This window comes from Arthrobacter sp. SPG23 (assembly GCF_000876655.1).
Taxonomy (GTDB): Bacteria; Actinomycetota; Actinomycetes; order Actinomycetales; family Micrococcaceae; genus Arthrobacter.
The window spans coordinates 158,191-179,066 of record NZ_JYCN01000026.1 but is presented as its reverse complement, the minus strand read 5'-3'; the positions used below and the strand labels follow the sequence as shown (position 1 = coordinate 179,066).

Below are 20,876 nucleotides of genomic sequence, written 5' to 3'. Positions count from 1 at the left end.
GTGAGCGACGTCCGGATATTCAAGCCGCGCTTCAACCCCGCCAAGCCGGCCTTCGGGCTGCTGGTGTTCCTGCTGTACCTGTTCCTTCTGGCACCCCTGCTGATAGTCTGCGTCGTTTCCTTCGCCTCCAACCAGTACCTGTCCTTCCCGCCGGAAGGGCTGACCCTGAAGTGGTACGAGATGCTCCCGCAGGAGAGTACGTTCATGGAAGGCATGAAGGTCAGCCTCATCGTGGCCGTCATCGTCACCCTCATTGTCCTGGCACTCGGTGTGCCGGCCGCGCTGGCGCTGGACCGGTTCGATTTCAAGGCCAAGGCAGCCGTGCAGTCGTTCTTCCTTTCGCCGCTGCTGATTCCCAGCATCGTGCTGGCCCTGGGCATGGTGCTGCTGTTCGGCCCGCTGGGGCTCACCAACACCTATGCCGGCATCATCATCGGCCACGTGGCCATCACCATCCCATTCGTCATCCGCACCACCCTGATGAGCCTGGCCACCACTGACACGTCCTGTGAAGCGGCCGCACGCGTCCTCGGTGCGGACTCGTGGACGGTCTTCCGCCGGGTGACGCTGCCCATCATCCAGCCGGGCGTGATCGCCGGTGGCGTCATTGCGTTCATCGTCTCCTTCGATGAAGCCGTCATCTCGCTCTTCGTGGCCGAATCCGGCCTGCCCACCCTGCCCGTGCAGGTGCTCAGGTACGTGGAAAACTCGGCAGACGCCGCCGTGGCGGCCCTGTCAGTCATCCTCATCCTGATATCCCTCGCGGTTGTAGTGGTGGTGGAACGCGTCATGGGGCTGCGCAAAGCCCTCCGCTGAGCGCTCCCGTCATAACCGCCAGCTATCCCGTGACACCGATTACGTCTTTGTGTGATCAAACTCGCGGTGTCAGACTTTTTTGCAGAAGCCGGTCAAAACGGCACACCGAACCACACCCACCCAGGAAGGCACTCAATGGGACCCATCGTTGATCTCGTCGCAGATCTCGGAGAAGGCTTCGGCGCCTACTCAATGGGCGACGACGCGGCCCTGCTCGAAGTGGTTTCCAGCGCCAACATCGCCTGCGGCTTCCATGCCGGAGACCCGGACATCATGCACGCGACCGTGGCCGAATGCGTCCGCCGCGGCGTCAGCATCGGGGCGCACCCGAGCTTCCCCGACCTCCGCGGCTTCGGCCGCCGCGCCATGGACCTGACCGCGGATGAGGTCCGCAACGACGTCGTCTACCAGTTCGGCGCACTGAGCGCCTTCGCCGCCTATCACGGCGCCGGCGTCGCCCACCTTGCACCGCACGGGCGCCTCGGGAACCTCGTGGCCACCCGCGCCGACTACGCCGAGGCAGTGGCCGACGCCGCCGCCCGCATCAACCCGGACCTCATCGTCCTGGCCCAGGACGGCGAGCTGGCTGCCGCGGCGGCCGCGCGGCGGCTCCCGGTGGCCATCGTGGGCATCGCAGACCGCGCCTACGAGGCGGACGGCACACTGGTGCCGCGCAGCCGCCCCGGCGCCGTCATCCATGATCCTTCAGCCATCGTGGACCGCACCGTCCGGATGGTCTGCGAGGGGCTTATTTCCACCGTCGCAGGCACCGACCTGCCCATCGTCGCCGACACGGTCCTGTTGCACGGAGACACTCCCGGCGCGGTGCAGCTGGCCCGGCAGGTACGCGCCGAACTCGAAAGCGCCGGAGTGACAATTGCCTCGCTGGCACAGGTCCTCGGCGCCAAAGTGAAGGCCGCCTGACATGGCAGCCACCCCAACCCCAACTCCGGTGGAGGTTTACGAATCAGGGGACGCAGCTCTGCGCGTCGTCGCTTCGTCCCCGGACACGGAAGCCAACTGGACCACCGTGCATGCCCTCGCCGAATGGCTTGAGGAAGCCGGAGCCGACGGCGTCCACGGCGCTGTGCCGACTTACGACTCACTGCTCGTGGAATTCGACCCCGGGGTCACCTCGGCACGCCAGGTCCGAGCCTTTGTGCTGATGGGCCTGCGCCAGCTCGATTTTGTTGGTGCGCCGTCCCGGGCTCCCCGCACGTTCGAGGTCCCCGTGGTCTACGGCGGGGAGTACGGTCCGGACCTGGAGCGGGTTGCCGCCCATGAGCAGCTGTCGATCCAGGAGGTCATTGCCCTCCATACGGCCAAGTCTTACGTGATCCGCTGCCTCGGTGCCCCGGCCGGCTCGCCCATGATGGACGGGCCCGATTTCCCGCTCCCGGTCCCGCGGCTCAAGGACCCCCGCCTGTCCGTCCCGGCAGGTGCCGTTTCCGTCGCGGGCCGGCAGGCAGTCATCGCCCCTGCGGCGGCACCCGGCGGATGGTGCGTCATCGGCCAGACACCCCTGGCCGTTCTCGACGCCGCCAGCGAACCGCTCGTCCCCTACGTTCCCGGCGACGTGGTCAGGTTCCATCAGATCCAGCCCGAAGAGTTCGCCAGCTTCGCCGGCCTGAAACTGGAGGCGGCACGATGAACGGCTCGTTGATCATCCATCAGCCCGGCAACTCGGTGGTCACCGACCTGGGGCGCTTCCGGGGACCCCGGTTCGGGCTGCCCGTGAACGGCGCCCTGGACCAGTTCTCCGCCCGCGCAGCGAACATCCTCGCCGCCAACGCCGACAACGCGCCGCTGCTGGAGGTCACCGCCCTGGACTTCCGGATGCGCGCCACCACGGACGTCCTCATCGCCGTCACCGGAGCACCCCTGCACCTCACGGTGGGCGGGCGCGAATGCCCGCAGTGGGAACCGGTGTCCGTCCGGGCCGGTGAAACGGTGGCGCTGCGCCGGATCACCGGCGGCCTGCGGGCCTACGTTGCCGTTCACGGCTCGGTGGAGGCGCCCGTCCTTCTCGGCAGCTGCGCCCCGGACACCGTCGTCGGATTCGGCCTGCGGCTGTCCGAAGGCACCGAACTGAAGACCTCACGAAGCGTCGGACCGATCCGGCAGCCGTACTTCGACCTGCCGCTGTTCCGGCTGGGACTGACCCGGCCCGAATTCAGCAGCCGGGTGGTTGTGGAAGTCACGGACGGTCCGGACGTGGACGAGTTCGGGGACACCGCCGACCTTCTTTACAACACCGAATACACCGTCAGCGGCCGGAGCAACCACATCGGCCTGCGCCTCGGCGGCGCGCTTCCCGAACGCCAGTCCACAGCGGAAGTGCTGTCCCGCGGCGTTCCGGTGGGGGCTATCGAAGTGCCGTCCCGGGAGGAACTCCTGGTGCTGCACCGCGGACGCGGAGTCACCGCCGGCTATCCCGTGCTCGCGGTGGTTACCAGCCGCTCACTGGACGTCCTTGCCCAGGCCAGGCCCGGGCACACCATTACTTTCCGAAAGACCACCGTCCCGGAAGCAACGGCCCAGCATCGGGCCGCGCTGCGGGAACTGGAAACCCTCCGTTCCACTGTCAGCACCGTCTTCTCCCTCCTGGGCATCGGCAGGCAGCCCGGCTGGCCGGAACTCGTACCGGCAGCAGGCAGCTGAGAAACACCGATGGCCCCGTCTTTTCGCACAAGATTTAAGTTAGGAACGAACATGTCAACATCAATGCGCGAGACCGCCCCGCGGCAGGACCGGCTCAGTGCCGGGCAAACCCGGAAAGTCATTACCGCCGGGTGCGTGGGGATTTTTGTCGAACTCTATGACAACGGCATCTTCGCTTTCATGGCCGGCACCCTTGCCCTCGTCTTCCTGGCACCCGGCAACCCGGACAACGCCCTGTTGTTCGTCTTTGCGGGATACGCCGTGTCATTCTTCGTGCGGCCGCTCGGCGCCGTGGTCTGCGGATACTTGGGCGACCGGATAGGGCGGCAGAAGCTCCTGGTCTTCGTCATCCTGCTGATCAGTGTGGCGACGGCGGGCATCGGCCTGCTGCCCGCCTACGCGGCCATCGGCGTCGCGGCCCCCGTGCTCCTGGTGTTGCTCCGCATGCTGCAGGGCTTCTCCGTTGGCGGCGAAGCCGCCGGCGCCATGACCTTCCTCGCCGAGCACGCACCCGAAGGCAAGCGCGGCGTGATCACGTCCTACGCCCAGATCGCCTCCTTCGCCGCCCTGCTCACCGGCACGCTCGTCGCGTTCTCCATGTCTCCCTGGCTCACCCAGGCAGCGATCGACGGCGGCGGCTTCGGCGCGTTCGCCTGGCGCATCCCGTTCCTGGTGGCCATCCCCATGGGCATCATCGGCTGGTACATCCGCAAGGCGATCAGCGACACCCCCAACTTTGAAAAGCTCAAGGAAGAAGGCGGGCTGTCCGAGAACCCGCTGAAGGAAGCGTTTGCTTCGGCCGAACACCGCCGGGCAATGCTGCTGGCCCTCTTCATCCCGCTCATGAACGGCTCCGGCTACTACGTCCTGTTCTCGTACATGCCCACATTCCTCAAGGGCAAGCAGCTCAACTTCACCATCGGCGAAGCCCTCCTGGTCACTGCCTGCAGCCTGGTGGTCATCTGCATCGCCATCCCCTTCATGGGCGCCCTCTCGGACCGCATCGGCCGCAAGAAAGTCATCGCCGGCTCCGCAATCGCCATGGCCGTCCTCGGCATTCCCTCCTACGCCCTCATCGCCACCGGCCAGATGGCACTGGCCATCCTCGGCGCCTGCATCATGGCCGTCGTCTTCGCCGGCCACACCGCAGTGATCCACATCCTGATCGTGGAACTCTTCCCCACCCGGGTCCGATACTCGGCCTACGGACTGGGCTACAACATCTCGTCTGCACTCTTCGGCGGTACGGCACCGCTGCTGATGACCTGGCTGATCTCATCCACCGGCAACATCTACATGCCAGCGTTCTACGCAGTCATCACCGCGCTGGGCACCCTTGCCGCCGTCAGCACGGTCAAGGACCGGGCGCACCTGCCGCTCCGCGACGCCTAACCACCCGCCTCATCACTGCACCCTCAGTACTGCACTTTCAGCACTGCACGCAATCCACCAGGAGACTTCCATGCCTTTTTCAGATTATTCAACTGCCGTCGTCACGGGCGCGTCCACCGGAATGGGTGCCGCAATCGCCGGCCGCCTGGCCAAGCGGGGACTAACCGTCCACGCCTTGGCCCGCAACGAGGAGCGCCTCAACGAACTGGCCGACAAAACCGGCGCGGTCCCACACGTCGTCGACCTGACCGACACGGCGGCGCTGGCTGCCGCCGTCGGCAATCTTGAAGTGGACATCCTGGTGAACTGCGCCGGAGTTTCCCGCCCGGGGAACATCCTGGACTCCAGCGAGAGCGACATCGACGAACTGGTGGACGTCAACCTGCGCGGCCTGCTGCAGCTGACCAGGCTGATCCTGCCGGGCATGGTGGAACGCGACCGCGGGCACGTCATCAACATCAGCTCCATTGCCGGCCTGTACAACTTCTACGGCCACACCGTCTACCACGCCACCAAGGCGGCAGTGCACCAGGTCTCCCGGCAGTTGCGCAACGACACCGTGGGCAAGCGCATCCGCGTCACCGAAATCTGCCCCGGCCGCGTCGAAACGGAAATCTTCGGCCGCAACATGGGCGGTACTCCCGAGGCCATGGAAGAGGCGTGGAAGACGTACTACGAGGGCTACGAATCGCTGACCACGGACGACATCGTCAACGCCATGGACTACGCGATCGAAACACCCCGCCACGTCAACGTGGGCATGCTCGAACTCATGCCCACCTTCCAGGTCCCCGGCGGCCTCACCTTTGACCGGCGCTGACCGCCTGCGCCCGCTTCATTACATCCCACGATTGATAGGTTCTTCGATGCAAACAGTCCGCACCGTCAGCTTTCCCGACCCGCAACTGCTCTCCGATCTCTCGCCCCTCCCTGAAGGGCTGAGGGGAGTGGTCTGGGACCTGAAGACTGATCCCGACGGCGGGACGCCGGGTGAGATCGACGGCGTCATCCTCCCGTACATCGACGCATCCGCCGTTTTGGGGTCCCTCGCCAAGGCGGAATGCCTGAAGTTCGTGCAGACGCAGTCCACCGGGTACGACGGCGTCATCGAGGCGGCCGGACCGGCGGCGGGCGTGGCCAACGCCTCCGGCGTCCACGCTGCCGCGACGGCGGAGCTGGCCGTGGGGCTGATCCTCGCGAAACTGCGCGGCATCGACCAGGCCGTCCGTGACCAGCAGTACGGCCTGTGGCGGCCGGAGCGGCGCCAGTCGCTGGCGGACCGGAGGGTGCTGCTGGTGGGAGTCGGCGGGATCGGACACGAGATCGCCCGCCGCCTGGAACCCTTCGAAGTCACCGTCACCCGGGTGGGGAGTGCAGCCCGCACTGACGAATACGGCGAAGTGCACGCCTCCGCGGAACTGCCCGCACTCGCCGCCACACACGACATCCTGGTCACGGTACTGCCCCTGAACCAGCAGACCCACCAGCTGATCGGCGAAGAGGTCCTCGCCGCCCTCCCGGACGGTGCCCTGGTGGTAAACGTGGGCCGCGGCTCCGTGGTGGACACGGCTGCCCTGACCAAGGAAGTCCTGTCCGGCCGCCTGCAGTGCGCGCTCGACGTCGTGGATCCCGAGCCGCTGCCCCAGGACCACCCGCTGTGGTCCACGCCCAACGCCCTGATCACGCCCCACATCGGCGGCAACGCGTCGGCGTTCCAGCCGAGGATCCTCAAGCTCCTGCGGCACCAGCTCGAAGCCCTCGCCGCGGGACAGGCACCCGCCAACCTGGTGCAGGCCGGTCCTTTCGCATGAGTGCACTTTTTGACCTGACGGGGCGCGTTGCCCTGGTGACCGGTTCGAGCAGGGGGATCGGCAACGCGCTGGCGAGGGCCCTGGCTGATGCCGGCGCCACCGTGGTGCTGAACGGCATCAACCGGGAACGGCTCAAATCCGCCGAAGCCGCGATGGCCGCCGACTATCCGCCGGGGCGGGTACACAGCTGCGCCTTCGACGTCACCTGCGACGCCGAGGCCGCGCGCGGCGTCGCCTGGGTGGAAGAGAACGTGGGGCCGTTGGAGATCCTGGTGAACAACGCCGGGATCCAGCACCGGGTGCCCATGCTGGAGCTGGATGTGAAGGACTGGGAACGCGTCATCTCCACGGACCTGACCAGCGCCTTCCTGGTGGGGCGGGAAGCGGCCAGGCACATGATCCCGCGCGGCCGGGGCAAGATCATCAACATCTGCTCGGTGCAGACCGACCTGGCCCGGCCCACCATCGCCCCGTACATCGCGGCCAAGGGCGGACTGCGGAACCTGACCCGGGCCATGACCGCGGAATGGGCGGCGTCCGGCCTGCAGATCAACGGGATCGCACCGGGCTACATCCACACCGAGATGACCCAGAACCTGGTGGACGATGAGCAGTTCAACGCCTGGATCCTGGGACGCACCCCGGCCCACCGCTGGGGGACCGTGCAGGACCTCGCCGGCCCGGCCGTCTGGCTGGCCTCCGACGGTTCCAACTTCGTGAACGGCCAGACCATCTTCATCGACGGCGGAATGACGGTGGTGGTCTGATGCCCAACAGCGAAGCCCTGCCTGCCGCAGCCCTTCCCGTCTCTGGTCCTGCCGTGGTGGCCCACGCGGCCGGTGACCTCCGGATCGAAGACGTACCTGTGCCGCCCCCGGGTTCCGACGAAGCGGTGGTGGAAGTGGCGTACGGCGGCATCTGCGGCTCCGACCTCCATTACTGGCTCCACGGAGCGGCCGGTGAATCCATCCTGAAGGCGCCCCTGGTGCTGGGCCACGAGATTTCCGGGACTGTGGTCCGCGCCGCGGCGGATGGCACCGGTCCGGCCACGGGGACTGCCGTCGCCGTCCACCCCGCCACCCCCGGCCCGGGTACCGCACGGTATCCCGAGGACCGGCCCAATCTGTCGCCGGGCTGCACCTACCTGGGCAGTGCCGCCCGTTTCCCGCACACTGACGGGGCCTTCAGCCGCTACGTGAACCTGCCGGCGCGGATGCTGCGCGCGCTGCCGGAGGGCATTGACCTGCGCACGGCCGCGCTGATCGAGCCCGCCTCCGTTGCATGGCACGCAGTGTCCCGGGCCGGGGACGTCGCGGGGAAGACTGCCCTCGTGATCGGCAGCGGCCCCATCGGCGCGCTTGCCGTCGCGGTCCTGAAACGGGCCGGCGCAGGCCGGATCGTCGCCGTCGACATGCACGCCAGGCCGCTGGAAATCGCTACGGCCACGGGCGCGGACAAGGTCCTCGCCGCCGACGACGCGGAAGCGATCGCCGCCGTCGAGGCGGACGTGGTGATTGAATCCTCCGGCAACCACCACGGTCTTGCCTCCGCCATCAAGGGCGCTGTCCGCGGCGGCAAGGTGGTGATGGTGGGCCTGCTGCCGTCCGGACCCCAACCCGTCCTGATCTCCCTGGCCATCACCCGCGAACTGGAACTCCTGGGCTCCTTCCGCTTCAACGACGAGATCGACGACGTCATCGCGGCCCTCGCCGACGGCTCCCTGCACGTCGACCCGGTGATTACGCATGAGTACCCGGTGGAGTCCGCCCTCGAGGCGTTCGGCGTCGCCCGGAACTCCGCGGAATCCGGGAAGGTGCTCCTGAGCTTCGGGCCCGCCGCATGATCGTTTGCATCATTCGGCGGAACAGTCCCGGCTCAGGCCTGTTTCCCAGGACGGCGGCCCTGTAGCCTACCCTCGGGGCTACGGAAGCCCCGCCGGAGTTACGGGGCCGGAAGTTCACGCGGGCCCGGCGCTTCGGCCTTTCCTTGGGGGACGGAAATGATACGACGTAGTGTTCGGGGCACGATTGCCGGCGTGGCGGCGGCACTAGTTTGCCTGACGGCAGTGGCTCTCCCCTCTGACGCAGCAGGGACACTACCGTCGATTACCCCGGCGCCAACCGGGAACACGATTACCGGTTGCGGCCTGCCGACGGCGCCGCCGATCCTTGAAACACCGGTGACGGAGGGGGACCCAGGGGCGGTCACGATCAACAAGGACGGGTCCCGCCTCTACGTCTCACGCGTTCGTACGGGAAGCGACGGCGGCGGAATTATCTCGGTCTACGACACTGAGACACTGACCGAAATGGCGGCCATGCCAGTACCCGGCCACTATCCCTATGCCGGCAAAGTCACGCTCAATCCGTCCGGAACGAAGGGCTACTTGCCCACCAATGCGATGACGGTTCAGGTCTTTGACACGACCACAAACACCATGACGACCTCGATTCCGGTGCCTCAATCGCCGGGGGCGATCAAATTCAACCATGACGGAACCCGGGCGTATGTTGCCGATTACAACAATGCCATTACCGTGCTGGACACCCTCACGGAAACGGTCATCGATCGGTGGGAATACGACTCTGACTACGGCACATTTAGTGACCTCGAGCTTGACCCCACCGGCACCTATGCCTACGTCGCAGGTGCCCGAATGCACACGATCTACATTGTGGACCTGGCCTCGGGCTCCATCGTGGACGACATTCCCTTGGGCGGCCCGGCCGGGAAAATGGCTATAACCGAGGACGGCAGCACCCTGTACGCGATGGACCACTACAATCAACGGACCGTGGTCGTCGACATGGTGTCCCGCACCGTCGAGTCAAGCTTCCCCGTGGTTGGCGAAACCCTGGCCCTGAGCCGGTCGGGAAACCGCATTTACATCCCCATGCCAAACCTGCGGCACATCGGCGTCGTAGACCTGACCACCAACGCCCTGATCTGTTCGCAATGGTTTCTGCCCTCCCACCTTGCCAGCCCCAGTGACGTCGCCCTTAGCCCGGACGGCCGGACAATGTATGCCGTGCATACGGGCTTTTCCAACCGGATCACGGCGCTGAACGTGGCCGGAGAACGAAACCCCAGCTTTGCTGATGTTCCTGCCGGGTCGTTGTATCACCGCGAAATCAGTTGGCTGGCGGCCGCCGGCATCACCACGGGATATGACGACCAGACCTTCCGCCCGCTGGAACCTGTCCGCCGTGACGCCATGGCTGCCTTTCTGTACCGGTTCCACGGATCACCGGACTTCGTCCCGCCCGTGACCTCACCCTTCACGGACGTCCGCCCCACAGACAAGTTCTATAAGGAGATCACCTGGCTCGCAGACACGAAGATCTCCGAAGGGTGGCCTGACGGTACCTACCGTCCGCTCGAACCGGTGAACCGTGACGCCATGGCCGCATTCATGTACCGGGTGGTGGACGATGTGCGCTTCATTAGCCCCGAGGCCAGCCCCTTTGCGGATGTACAGCCCGATGACCAGTTCTACCGCGAAATATCCTATTTAGCGGCCAGAGGGGTCTCCACGGGATGGAGCGACGGTACTTTTCGGCCGTTACAGCCGGTGAACCGGGATGCCATGGCTGCCTTCCTCTTCAGGCTCAACCCTCTGGCCTCCTTCTTGATGAGGTAGCCGGCAGGCTGCTTCCCAGTCTTAGGCCGGGCCGCGCAGGCGTTCCATTTCGCGGCGGTCCTTCTTGGTGGGCCGCCCGGTCCCGCGGTCGCGTTGCGGAAGGCCGAGCGCCGGCGCGACAGGCCTGGGCGGGGTGTGGTCGGTGAAGCAGTGCGCGGCCGCCTCGGCCCCCACGCGCTTGGCGATCAGCCGCCGGACCTCAAGAATCCGTTCGTACCCCGGCTGGCGCACCCGGACGGTGTCGCCCGGAACCAGAGATTGCGAGGCCTTGGCGGGGTTTCCGTTGAGCCGGACGTGCCCGGCCCGGCAGGCGGCAGTGGCCGCGGAGCGGGTCTTGTAGGCGCGGATTGCCCACAGCCACGCATCGATACGGACTGTGGCGGGGGCTGACGGAAGGCTGCTCATGACTGCAGCCGAGTATAGCGGGACGCGATCCTCCATCGACCGTCTGGCAGGAGGCGGGAGCTAGCCTTCACAATCCTTGCAGTACTTCATGCCGTCCTTCTCGCGGGCCAGCTGGCTGCGGTGGTGGACCAGGAAGCACGACATGCAGGTGAACTCGTCCTTCTGGACGGGGATGATCTGCACCAGGAGTTCCTCATGGGACAGGTCAGCACCCGGGAGCTCGAAGGAGTCGGCCAGGTCGGACTCGTCGACGTCGATCTGGGACGTTTGCGTGGCAGAGCGCTCGGGTTTGAGGACATCGGCCGCTTCGTTTGACTCGTCCTCAGTGGACACCCTGGGCGCATCGTAGTCGGTTGCCATGTGCCGGTCTCTTCCTGGAGAAGACGAAGACGGCGTCTGCGTACCGTCTGAAGAAAACACATCTTAGCCACTCCGGCGGGAACATAAAAGGGCTTCCGGTGTGGCGCCAAACGCAAGCGGACGACGCCGGGAAGTCCCGTCGTCGTCCGCTTGCGGAGGGCGGAAGGCGGTCAGCTTTGGACCCGTTGCCGGTACTGCCGCGGGGTCTCGCCGGCGTCGTTGACGAAGTGCCGGTTGAAGTTGGACAGGTTGGAGAATCCGACTTCGTAGCAGATCTCGGAGATCGCCTTGTCGCTGCGCTCCAGCAGGCGCCGTGCGTGCGCCAGCCGGAGCTTGCGGACCAGGTCGCTGAAGTTCTGGCCGGTGGCGCGCTTGAAGTATTTCGAGAAGGTGGGCTCCGGCATTCCCACCAGTGCTGCCGCCTCGGACATCTTCACGCTTCCGGCATGGTTGCTGAACACGTACTCCAGGATGATGTCCACCACTGCTGCGGCCTGGCCGTCCAGCTGCGGCCGGAACCACTCATCGGCAAGATACCGCCGCTCTTCCGCGGGTGCATGGGCAAGGACAGCAAACAGTTCAAAGAGGTGGTGTAGCCGTTCCAGCCCGGTGGAGGTGCCCATCGCCTCGATGGATGCGGCCGCCTTCCCGGCTGACCGGCCCAGGAACTCGATCCCGCGTGCGGACTGCTCCAGCAGGGGCTTGACCTCCGCCATCTCGGGGACCAACGCGGCGGTCTGTTCGACCCATTTTCCGTCGAACTGGATGACGGCGTCCCGGTTCGCCAGCACTTCGCCGGGCTCAAGGTCGCTTACCCAGTCGTGCGGCAGACCGGAGCCGACCAGGGACACGTGGCCTGCCTCGAAGGTGCCGATGTGGTCTCCCACGATGAACTTCCCGGTGCCCTTCCGGATCAGGTGGATCTCGTACTCGGGATGGTAGTTCCACCGCGCCACGGGGCTGGGGTAGTCGTGCTGGTGCCACCGGACCGAGTGGTTGGGATCGGGCGGGATGACCTCCCTGTTGGCCCGCATCCCCAGCAGCCTTTCGGCCAGCCTGGCGGTGGCTCCGTCGGTGGGTTCGGCGGCACTCATGGTGGTTCTCCGTGGGATCCGTGGGTTATGAAAAATGGACAGCTCGCAACAGCCTTTTCCTTAGGTTAGCCCCTGCCGGAGGCGAACCGTCGGGAAAATAAGTATCAGAAACTGGCAACCAGGGCGCTAGTTGTGCGCTACCGCACACGCCTAAAGTTGAGGAACATCAGCGCGGCACCACGGATACCCGATGGCAGGCCCCGCCCCAGTCCGGTACCTCGACGCAGCAGTCGAAGTACAGCGGCTGTGCACCCCTGAAGTACAAAGGAGTCCTTAATGCGCCCAAAAACTCGCGTTGCCGCTCTGGCAGCCGGCGCCCTGTGCGTCGCCCTGAGCGCCACGGCCTGTGCAGGTGCTGGCGGAGGCAACTCCGCCGGTGACCCGAACAGCATCAACGTCCTGATGGTGAACAACCCCCAGATGGAGGACCTGCAGCGGCTCACCGCGGAGAATTTCACCAAGGAGACCGGCGTCAAGGTCAACTACACGATCCTGCCGGAGAACGACGTCCGCGCCAAGATCAGCCAGGAGTTCTCCAGCCAGGCCGGTCAGTACGATGTTGCCTCCCTGTCCAACTACGAGATCCCGTTCTATTCCGCCAACGGCTGGCTCGCTCCACTGGACAACGTGGCCAAGGACGCCGGGTTTGACCAGGACGACATCCTGCCGGCCTACACGGCGTCCCTCACCGGCACCGACGGCAAGCTCTACGGCGAACCGTTCTACGGCGAATCGTCCTTCCTGATGTACCGGAAAGACATCCTGGACGCCAAGGGCCTGACCATGCCGGAGAAGCCCACCTGGGATGAGGTCGCGGACATCGCGGCAAAGGTGGACGGCGCAGCCCCCGGGATGAAAGGCATCTGCCTGCGCGGCCAGCCCGGCTGGGGCCAGGTCTTCGCGCCGCTGACCACCGTGGTGAACACCTTCGGCGGCACCTGGTTCGACAAGGACTGGAACGCCCAGGTCAACAGCCCGGAATTCACCGCAGCCACCGAGTTCTACACCAAGCTGGTCCGCGAGCATGGTGAGGCAGGCGCGGCCCAGGCCGGATTCACCGAGTGCCTGAACAACATGAGCCAGAGCAAGGTGGCCATGTGGTACGACGCCACCTCCGCCGCCGGGGCACTGGAAGCCGAGGCGTCACCCGTCAAGGGGAAGATCGGCTACGCCCAGGCCCCCGTGAAGGAAACCAAGTCCTCCGGCTGGTTGTGGACCTGGTCCTGGGCCGTGCAGGCGGCCTCCAAGAAGCAGGATGCTGCCGGGAAGTTCATCGCCTGGGCCAGTTCCAAGGAGTATGAGGAACTCGTGGCGTCCAAGCTCGGCTGGGCGAAGGTCCCCTCCGGCAAGCGCATCTCCACCTACGAGAATGCCGAGTTCCAGAAAGCGGCCCCGTTCTTCAAGGCCGAACGCTTCGCCATTGAGAACGCCGACCCGAAGAACCCCGGCGCCCAGGAGCGGCCCGCCGTCGGCATCCAGTTCGTGGGCATTCCCGAGTTCGCTGCGCTAGGCACCAACGTCTCACAGGGTGTCAGTTCCGTCATCGCCGGCCAGGGCTCCGTAGCGGACGCGCTGGCCAAGGGCCAGGAAGCCGCCCAAAAAATCGGCAATAAGTACAAGTAGCACCACCCAAACCGCAGGAGAATCCCATGACTACCGCAACGGCGCGTATCTCCCGATCGGGACACACCGCAGCCAAACCATCCAGGAACGCCAAGTCGCGTGAACGCGCCCTGGCCTGGGCACGGCGCGCGCCGCTGCTCCCGGCCCTGGTCTTCCTCATCATCGTCACTCAGCTCCCTTTCGTGGTGACGCTGATCATCTCGTTCCTGAACTGGAACAGCCTGAGCCCGGACAAGACGGCATTCGCCGGCCTGGAAAACTACGTCACGGTCCTCACCGACCCGGACCTGCGCCAGGCGATCTTCACCACCATCCTCCTTACCGTCGCCGTCGTCCTGGCGAGCCTGCTCATCGGCCTGGGCCTGGCGCTGCTGCTGGACAAGAAGTTCATCGGCCGCGGACTGGCACGCACCCTGCTGATCGCGCCGTTCCTGGTGGTCCCCGTGGCCGCCGCCCTCATCTGGAAGCATGCCCTCCTCAACCCCACGTACGGGTTGATCAACGGAATCCTGACCTGGATCTGGTCCCTCTTCGGCAGCGTCACGCCGCCCCAGCTGGACCTGCTCTCCCAGGCACCCCTGATGGCGGTCATAGTCTCGCTGGTCTGGCAGTGGACCCCCTTCATGATGCTCATCCTGCTCGCAGGCCTGCAGTCACGTCCCATGGACACTGTGGAAGCGGCCCAGATGGACGGCGCCACGCCGTGGGCAATCTTCCGGCACCTCACGCTGCCGCACCTGCGCCAGTACCTGGAGCTGGGCGGCCTGCTCGGCGCGATCTACATCGTGCAGAACTTCGACGCCGTCTTCACCCTCACCGCAGGCGGACTGGGCACGGCCAACCTGCCTTACGCGATCTACCAGACGTTCTACTTCGCCAACGAATACGGCCTGGCCTCCGCCGCCGGCGTCGTGGTGGTCATCGGCACCATCATCGTGGCGACCTTCGCACTCCGCACCGTATTCTCGCTCTTCAAGAAGGAGGCAGCACGATGAGCACCCTCACCCCGGCCGCACCCAGTGAATCCCTTTCCGGGCCGACCGCCCTGAACGCCGGCCCGCGCCGGCGCGGCAAGACCCGGATGGACCCCACCCGCAACAGCACCGGCGCCGGCATTGCGGCCTGGCTCCTGGCGTTGCTCTTCGCGGCACCCGTCGTGTGGATGATCCTCACGTCCTTCCACTCCGAAACGGACGCGGCCACCAACCCGCCGTCCATCGCCGCGAACCTCACCCTGGACGCCTACAAGGAGTTCTTCGGCGAAACCTCCGGCGTCAGCCCCTGGCCGTCGCTGATCAATTCCGCCACCGCCTCCATCCTGTCCACGGTCCTCGTCCTGGCCCTGGCCATCCCTGCTGCCTACGCCCTGTCCATCCGGCCGGTGAAGAAGTGGACCGACGTGATGTTCTTCTTCCTCTCCACGAAGATGATGCCCGTGGTGGCTGCGATCCTGCCGCTTTACCTCTTCGCCCGGACCGTCGGAGCCCTGGACAACATCTGGTTCCTGATCCTGATGTACACGTCCATGAACCTCCCTATCGCGGTGTGGATGATGCGCTCGTTCCTCGCCGAGGTGCCCGAGGAAATGCTGGAAGCCGCCCAGATCGACGGCGCGGGCCTCCTCCTCATCCTGCGCAAGATCATCGCCCCCGTCGCGATGCCCGGCATCGCCGCGACCGCCCTGATCTGCTTCATCTTCAGCTGGAACGAACTGCTCCTGGCCCGGGTCCTCACCGGCGTGGTGGCAGGCACCGCACCCGTCTTCCTGACCGGCTTCGTCTCAGGCCAGGGCCTCTTCCTCGCCAAGGTCTGCGCCGCCGCCGTCGTCATCTCTCTCCCGGTGCTGTTCGCCGGATTCGCCGCCCAGGACAAACTCGTCCAGGGCCTCTCCCTCGGCGCCGTGAAATAGCCCGCCGTCCCTTCGATTCCCAGAGGATTACCCAGATGACAACACCAACCGTCCAGTCCAGCACCCACGCGCACGCCCACCTGCCCGCCACCATGCGTGCCGCCATCCTGAAGCGCCAGGGCGACATGGCCCTGGAAACCCTGCCCGTTCCGCAGCTCGACGCCGACCAGGTCCTGGTCCGGGTCGCCGCCGTCGGCGTCTGCGGCAGCGACGTCCACTACTACGAGCACGGCCGGATCGGCGACTACGTGGTGGACCACCCGCTGATCCTGGGCCACGAGCTCTCCGGCAGGATCGCCGCCGTCGGAAGCGCCGTGGACGCTGCCCGCATCGGCCAGCGGGTCGCCGTCGAACCCCAGCGCCCCTGCCGTACGTGCAAGCAGTGCAAGGCCGGCCGCTACAACCTGTGCCCGGACATCGAGTTCTACGCCACCCCGCCGATCGACGGCGCCTTCGCCGAATACGTGACCATCCAGAGCGACTTCGCCTACGACATTCCGGACAGCGTCAGCGATGAGGCGGCAGCCCTCATCGAACCGCTCTCCGTGGGGCTCTGGGCCTGCGAACGTGCCGAGATCAAGCCCGGCAGCCGGGTGCTGATCGCCGGTGCCGGCCCCATCGGCATCATCGCTGCCCAGGCGGCCCGCGCCTTCGGTGCCGCCGAAATCTACATCAGCGACATTGCCGAGGACCGCCTGGCCTTCGCCTTGGAACACGGCGCCACGCACGCGCTCAACGCCAGGACAGACAGCGTGGAAGGGCTCGACGTCGATGCGTTCATTGACGCTTCCGGCGCGCCCCAGGCTGTCCGTTCCGGCATCAAAGCCGTGGGACCGGCCGGGAGGGTCATCCTCGTGGGGCTCGGGGCGGACGACGTCGAACTCCCCGTCTCGTACATCCAGAACCGGGAGATCTGGCTCTCCGGAGTGTTCCGGTACACCAACACCTGGCCGCTGGCCATCCAGCTGATCGCCGACGGAAAAGTGGACCTGGACATCCTGGTCACCGGCAGGTTCGCCCTCGCCGAATCCGAGGAAGCGCTCAAGGCCGGCAAACAGCCCGGGCAGCTCAAAGCCGTGGTCTACCCGGGCCGCTGACCATGATCACCGTCATTGGCGAATCCCTCGTCGATATCATCAACGATCCGCACCGCGCCGGCTCCACCCAGGCGGGGCCAACCCAGTCAGGGCCAACCCAGGCGCACCCAGGCGGGAGCCCCCTCAACGTGGCGGTGGGGGTTGCGCGGCTGGGCCTGGCGACGAACCTCGTGACGCACTACGCAGATGACCGGTACGGGCTCATGATCGAAGAGCACCTGGAGTCCAACGGCATCACAGTGATCAGGGGCGGCAGCGCACCCACGTCAACGGCGACCGCCACGCTCAATCCCGGCGGCGCCGCCACGTACGCCTTCGACATCAGCTGGGACATCAACGGGGCGTCGCTTCCCGCCCTGGCCGCCGTCGGGGGATCCATCCACGTCCATACGGGGTCGATTGCTGCCGTGCTCGCGCCGGGGGACCACGCCACGCTTACCCTGGTGAAAGCGGCCCGGGCGCATGCGACCGTCAGCTACGACCCCAATTGCCGGCCGGGGCTCAGCCCCGATTCTGCGGCGGCGCGCACGCAGGCGGAAGTCTTCGTGGCCGCCAGCGATGTGGTCAAGGCCAGCGATGAAGACCTGGCCTGGCTCTACCCGGACAGGACGCCGGAGGAGTCGATGGCAGCATGGCTCGAGCTTGGACCGGCCCTCGTGGCGCTGACACGGGGCGCGGACGGGCCGGTTGTCGTGACACGGCGGGGCCGTGTGGAAATGGCCGCGGAACCCGTCTCGGTGGCGGACACCGTCGGGGCGGGAGACTCGTTCATGGCCGGCCTGATCGGCGGGCTGGCCCGGCTGGACGCGGTGGGAGCCGCCGCGCGATCCAGACTGGCTGACCTGGATCCGGGGGAGCTGCACGCCCTGGCCGCGTATGCCAACAGGGCAGCCGCCATCACCTGTTCCCGCCCGGGTGCCAACCCGCCCACATCAGCCGAACTGGGTTCCTTGACCGGGTCCCTCACTGCATCGGAAGGTTAGACAATGCCTGCACTCGAGCCCGGCGTCCTTGCCGGACTGCCTGATTCCCTGGCGGTACCCTCCTACGACCGTTCCGGCCTGACCTCCGGGATTGTCCACTTCGGCGTGGGCGGATTCCACCGCGCCCATCAGGCCATGTACCTGGACCGGCTGATGAACGCCGGCAAGGCGCACGACTGGGCCATCTGCGGCGTCGGGGTCCTGCCCGGCGATGCCCGGATGAAGCAGGTGATGGAGAGCCAGGGCTGCCTGTACACCCTGGTGGTGAAGCACCCTGACGGAACCCGGGAGGGCCGCGTCATCGGCTCGATCATCGAGTACCTCTTCGCGCCCGACGATCCCGAAGCCGTCATCGAGAAAATGGCGTCCGACGCCGTCCGGATTGTTTCGCTGACAGTCACCGAAGGCGGCTACAACTTCCACCACGTCACCGGCGAGTTCGACGCCGGCAACCCCGACGTGGTCCACGACCTCCAGCCCGGTGCCGCACCCCGGACGACCTTCGGCCTCGTCACTGAAGCGCTGTCCCGGCGGAGGGCACGCGGGCTCGCGCCGTTCACGGTGATGTCCTGCGACAACATCCAGGGCAACGGCGATGTGGCCCGCACAATGTTCACCGCGTTCGCGAACCTCAAGGACCCTGAACTGGGCGCCTGGATGGAGGAGAACGTTCCCTTTCCCAACAGCATGGTGGACCGCATCACCCCGGTAACCACCGACGCCGACCGTGCAGCGATTGCCGGGGAATTCGGCGTCGAGGATGCCTGGCCGGTGGTGTGCGAACCGTTCGAGCAGTGGGTCCTCGAGGACCACTTCAGCCTCGGCCGGCCGGCCTTCGAGGACGCCGGGGTCCAGTTGGTTGAGGACGTCGAACCCTACGAGCTGATGAAACTCCGGCTGCTCAACGCCAGCCACCAGGGCATGTGCTACTTCGGCTACCTCGCCCGCTACCGCTACGCCCACGAGGTTGCCCAGGACGGTTTGTTTGCGGAGTTCCTGCTGGACTACATGGACAAGGAAGCCACGCCCACGCTCCACCCGGTCCCCGGCATCGACCTCGATGCCTACAGGCGGACACTGATCGAGCGGTTCTCCAACGAGCATGTGCGGGACACCCTGGCCAGGCTGTGCGCGGAAAGCTCGGACCGGATTCCCAAATGGCTGGTGCCGGTGATCCGCATCAACCTTGAACGAGGCGGGGAGATCCGCCGGTCCGCGGCGATCGTTGCCAGCTGGGCACGCTATGACGAAGGCACCGACGAACAGGGAAACCCCATTGACGTGGTGGACCGGCTGAAAGAGCCCTTGATGGCAGCAGCCGCACGGCAGCGCCAGGAGCCGCTCGCCTTCATTGCCAACCGCGAAGTCTTCGGGGACCTGGTGGACCACCCGGTCTTCGTGGCGGCTTACGCGCAGACCCTGGACGACCTCCACAGCGTCGGTGCCCGCGGATCGCTGGAACCCCTGCGGTCCCGTTCATAGGTCAACGCAAGCCGACGACGGCGGGAAGTCCCGCCGTCGTCCGTTGTGTTCTGGCGGCTAGTGCGGCACCAGTCCGCCGCCGTGGTTGCCGGGCAGATGGCGGTCGTTCAAACTCCTGAAGAGCCCGGCGATGCCCCTGATGAGTCCGACCGTGAGGGTTTTCACTGCGAGAAGAACAATTCCAATGGCTCCCGTCACCAGCAATAGCAGGAGAAAAAGGATCAGGATTGGCAGCAGTAGGACAACTATCCCCGCTATTGCTGCCATGTAAATGAGTGCGTACCCGGCAACGGTGGTCGGATCCACTGGACTTCCTGTCAAGAGCCGGACATTTGCTCCGGATGCTTGCTGCCCGTACCCGTTGCAGCCTGGGGTGACAAGGAAGGGTGCCGCCCGCATTGGAGTGGCACCCTTCCTTTTGCTGACGGTTTTACTCCTTGAAGGCGTCCTTGACCTTCTCGCCCGCCTGCTTCAGGTCCGCTTTGCTTTGATCAGCCTGACCTTCGGCCTTCAGGCCCGGATCGTTCTTGGCTTCTCCGGCAGCTTCCTTGCCCTTGCCGCCGAGCTTCTCGGCAGCGTTATCGATCTTGTCTCCCAGACCCATGGTGTTACTCCCTCCGGTTTGGTTGCCGCCGGCGATCCGCCGGTGGCCTACAACTTCATGGTAAACCCGATCTACCCCAAATAGTAAGCATGCTGATTTGATTGGTGCTCAGTTGCCGATGCAGCCTGGTTGCAACCTTTGAAGCCTTAGCATGGGGCACGCTTTCAACGACGCACAGCGAAGGGTTAACCGCATGACGAGAATGTTGATTATCGGCCCGCCCGGCTCGGGCAAAGGAACGCAGGCGGAGCGCGTTTCGGAAGGCCTGGGTATTGCTGCGATCTCCACGGGCGACATCTTTCGTGCCCATGTGAAGGGCGGTACGCCGCTTGGTACCGAAGCCAGGAAGTACATGGACGCCGGCGATTTCGTGCCGGACAGCGTCACCAACGAGATGGTGCGCAGCCGCCTCAGCCAGGACGACGTCGAAACCGGCTTCCTGCTGGACGGCTATCCCCGCACCGCCGCCCAAGTCGGCTACCTCGACGGCATCCTGGCTGCGCGAGAGGTGACGCTGGACGTCGTCCTGCAGTTGACCGCCGACGATGAGGAACTCGTCAAGCGCCTCCTGGGCCGCGCCCGGGACACCGGCCGCAGCGACGACAACGAGGCCGTTATCCGCCACCGGCTGGACCTGTACCACCAGCAGACCGAACCTGTGGTGGCGGCATACGCCCGGCGCACCATCCTGACCCGGGTGGACGGCATCGGCGGCATCGATGAAGTCACCGCCAGGGTCATGGACGCCATCCCTAACCCCAGCAGGGTTTCGGCAGCGAGCGACCGGTGATCCAGACCGGGAATCTTTCATAGCCGGGCACCCTGTCGTGTAGGGAAAGCGGCACCAAACGCAAGCGGTCGACGGCGGGACTTCCCGCCGTCGACCGCTTGCGTTGCGCCTTGGGGCAGGCAGCTCACCGCTACTGCGGAATCGCGATTAACCCTTGACGGTGTGATCTACGTCGCGTAGATTGTTCAACAGTTCGGATTGTTCAACGA

The 20,876-nt window shown here is 65.9% G+C and carries 22 protein-coding genes; 17 read left to right on the top strand and 5 right to left on the bottom strand.

From position 1 onward, the window contains the following. The 10 genes from TV39_RS18095 (at window position 1) to TV39_RS18050 (ending at window position 10,320) form a co-directional block, all read left to right on the top strand. A complete protein-coding gene (locus TV39_RS18095; protein WP_052500618.1) occupies window positions 1-816 on the top strand; it encodes an ABC transporter permease in 816 nt (271 codons plus the stop codon). A gap of 135 nt (window positions 817-951) precedes the next feature. After that, entirely contained in the window at window positions 952-1,740 is a 789-nt protein-coding gene (locus TV39_RS18090) for a LamB/YcsF family protein (protein WP_043484278.1), read from the top strand. A 1-nt stretch (window position 1,741) separates the two neighbouring features. Next, a complete protein-coding gene (locus tag TV39_RS18085; RefSeq protein ID WP_043484276.1) occupies window positions 1,742-2,467 on the top strand; it encodes a 5-oxoprolinase subunit B family protein in 726 nt (241 codons plus the stop codon). After that, complete coding sequence (locus TV39_RS18080) at window positions 2,464-3,477, top strand: biotin-dependent carboxyltransferase family protein (RefSeq protein ID WP_043484274.1); 1,014 nt, start codon at window positions 2,464-2,466, stop codon at window positions 3,475-3,477. Before TV39_RS18085 ends, TV39_RS18080 begins: the two co-directional genes overlap by 4 nt. Before the next feature lie 51 nt (window positions 3,478-3,528). After that, window positions 3,529-4,869, top strand: coding sequence for an MFS transporter (locus TV39_RS18075; RefSeq protein WP_043484272.1), 1,341 nt, complete (start codon window positions 3,529-3,531; stop codon window positions 4,867-4,869). 70 nt (window positions 4,870-4,939) lie between these two features. Further along, the gene (locus TV39_RS18070; protein ID WP_043484270.1) at window positions 4,940-5,689 is read left to right on the top strand and encodes an SDR family oxidoreductase; all 750 of its coding nucleotides are present in this window, start codon (window positions 4,940-4,942) and stop codon (window positions 5,687-5,689) included. 46 nt (window positions 5,690-5,735) lie between these two features. Next, entirely contained in the window at window positions 5,736-6,680 is a 945-nt protein-coding gene (locus TV39_RS18065; RefSeq protein WP_043484268.1) for a 2-hydroxyacid dehydrogenase, read from the top strand. Continuing rightward, window positions 6,677-7,447 carry an SDR family oxidoreductase gene (locus TV39_RS18060; RefSeq protein ID WP_043484266.1) on the top strand — a complete coding sequence of 257 codons (771 nt, stop codon included), beginning with the start codon at window positions 6,677-6,679 and terminating at the stop codon, window positions 7,445-7,447. Before TV39_RS18065 ends, TV39_RS18060 begins: the two co-directional genes overlap by 4 nt. Next, window positions 7,447-8,523, top strand: coding sequence for an L-idonate 5-dehydrogenase (locus tag TV39_RS18055; RefSeq protein WP_043484264.1), 1,077 nt, complete (start codon window positions 7,447-7,449; stop codon window positions 8,521-8,523). Before TV39_RS18060 ends, TV39_RS18055 begins: the two co-directional genes overlap by 1 nt. A 192-nt stretch (window positions 8,524-8,715) precedes the next feature. Beyond that, on the top strand, window positions 8,716-10,320 hold the full coding sequence (locus TV39_RS18050) for an S-layer homology domain-containing protein (protein WP_235347441.1): 1,605 nt from the start codon (window positions 8,716-8,718) through the stop codon (window positions 10,318-10,320). Window positions 10,321-10,341: 21 nt separating this feature from the next. Here the strand turns inward: TV39_RS18050 and TV39_RS18045 are convergent, their stop codons facing one another. From TV39_RS18045 to TV39_RS18035, 3 genes are all read right to left on the bottom strand, one after another. Next, window positions 10,342-10,725, bottom strand: coding sequence for an RNA-binding S4 domain-containing protein (locus TV39_RS18045; RefSeq protein ID WP_011693407.1), 384 nt, complete (start codon window positions 10,723-10,725; stop codon window positions 10,342-10,344). A gap of 60 nt (window positions 10,726-10,785) precedes the next feature. Then, window positions 10,786-11,085: a DUF4193 domain-containing protein gene (locus TV39_RS18040; RefSeq protein ID WP_043484261.1), complete on the bottom strand. Its 300-nt coding sequence runs from the start codon at window positions 11,083-11,085 to the stop codon at window positions 10,786-10,788. A 170-nt stretch (window positions 11,086-11,255) separates the two neighbouring features. Continuing rightward, the gene (locus TV39_RS18035) at window positions 11,256-12,179 is read right to left on the bottom strand and encodes an AraC family transcriptional regulator (protein WP_082049866.1); all 924 of its coding nucleotides are present in this window, start codon (window positions 12,177-12,179) and stop codon (window positions 11,256-11,258) included. Between the two features lie 276 nt (window positions 12,180-12,455). Here TV39_RS18035 and TV39_RS18030 point away from each other — a divergent pair, with 276 nt between their 5' ends. Genes TV39_RS18030 through TV39_RS18005 form a run of 6 tightly spaced genes read left to right on the top strand, consistent with a single transcriptional unit; the run spans window position 12,456 to window position 19,273 of the window. After that, on the top strand, window positions 12,456-13,802 hold the full coding sequence (locus tag TV39_RS18030; RefSeq protein ID WP_043484260.1) for an ABC transporter substrate-binding protein: 1,347 nt from the start codon (window positions 12,456-12,458) through the stop codon (window positions 13,800-13,802). A 26-nt stretch (window positions 13,803-13,828) separates the two neighbouring features. Further along, window positions 13,829-14,797: a carbohydrate ABC transporter permease gene (locus TV39_RS18025; protein ID WP_043484258.1), complete on the top strand. Its 969-nt coding sequence runs from the start codon at window positions 13,829-13,831 to the stop codon at window positions 14,795-14,797. After that, window positions 14,794-15,711 carry a carbohydrate ABC transporter permease gene (locus tag TV39_RS18020; protein ID WP_043484256.1) on the top strand — a complete coding sequence of 306 codons (918 nt, stop codon included), beginning with the start codon at window positions 14,794-14,796 and terminating at the stop codon, window positions 15,709-15,711. Before TV39_RS18025 ends, TV39_RS18020 begins: the two co-directional genes overlap by 4 nt. A 35-nt stretch (window positions 15,712-15,746) precedes the next feature. Further along, a complete protein-coding gene (locus TV39_RS18015; RefSeq protein ID WP_043484254.1) occupies window positions 15,747-16,808 on the top strand; it encodes an NAD(P)-dependent alcohol dehydrogenase in 1,062 nt (353 codons plus the stop codon). A gap of 2 nt (window positions 16,809-16,810) precedes the next feature. Continuing rightward, window positions 16,811-17,791: a carbohydrate kinase family protein gene (locus TV39_RS18010; protein ID WP_043484251.1), complete on the top strand. Its 981-nt coding sequence runs from the start codon at window positions 16,811-16,813 to the stop codon at window positions 17,789-17,791. Between the two features lie 3 nt (window positions 17,792-17,794). Further along, window positions 17,795-19,273, top strand: coding sequence for a mannitol dehydrogenase family protein (locus TV39_RS18005; protein ID WP_043484249.1), 1,479 nt, complete (start codon window positions 17,795-17,797; stop codon window positions 19,271-19,273). A 57-nt stretch (window positions 19,274-19,330) separates the two neighbouring features. Here TV39_RS18005 and TV39_RS18000 read toward each other — a convergent pair whose 3' ends face one another. Both TV39_RS18000 and TV39_RS17995 read right to left on the bottom strand, forming a co-directional pair. Beyond that, on the bottom strand, window positions 19,331-19,579 hold the full coding sequence (locus TV39_RS18000) for a hypothetical protein (RefSeq protein ID WP_043484248.1): 249 nt from the start codon (window positions 19,577-19,579) through the stop codon (window positions 19,331-19,333). Window positions 19,580-19,703: 124 nt separating this feature from the next. Further along, window positions 19,704-19,877, bottom strand: coding sequence for a CsbD family protein (locus TV39_RS17995; protein WP_043484246.1), 174 nt, complete (start codon window positions 19,875-19,877; stop codon window positions 19,704-19,706). 193 nt (window positions 19,878-20,070) lie between these two features. Here TV39_RS17995 and TV39_RS17990 point away from each other — a divergent pair, with 193 nt between their 5' ends. Continuing rightward, window positions 20,071-20,667 (top strand): adenylate kinase, encoded by a 597-nt coding sequence (locus TV39_RS17990; protein ID WP_043484244.1) that lies wholly within the window; start codon window positions 20,071-20,073, stop codon window positions 20,665-20,667. The last annotated feature ends 209 nt before the right edge of the window (window positions 20,668-20,876 follow it).